Source organism: Peribacillus sp. SIMBA_075 (assembly GCF_046534585.1).
Genome location: NZ_JAWRYN010000493.1, coordinates 1 through 276, shown reverse-complemented (window position 1 = coordinate 276; position 276 = coordinate 1). Strand labels below are relative to the sequence as shown.

At 68.1% G+C, this 276-nt stretch carries 1 protein-coding gene; it reads left to right on the top strand.

What is annotated here, in order from left to right:
• Nucleotides 1–276: DUF1684 domain-containing protein (locus tag SB775_RS29140; protein ID WP_410864699.1), on the top strand; the 276-nt coding region annotated here is incomplete at both ends.

Genomic DNA, 276 nt, shown 5'->3' with positions numbered 1-276 from the left:
AGGTCGAGTTCGAGCGCGACGGGCGGCGCTACCGGCTGCATCCGGTGACCCAGCCGAACGACCCCAAGCTGTTCTTCATCTTCTCCGACCGCACCAGCGGCAAGGAGAGCTATGGCGGGGCGCGCTACCTGTTCGTCGATGCACCGGAGAACGGCGACATCGTGCTGGACTTCAACCGTGCCGAGAACCCGCCCTGCGCGCTGACGCCGCACCTGGTGTGTCCGATCGCGCCGCCCGGCAACCGCCTGGACCTGGCCATCAGCGCCGGCGAGAAGA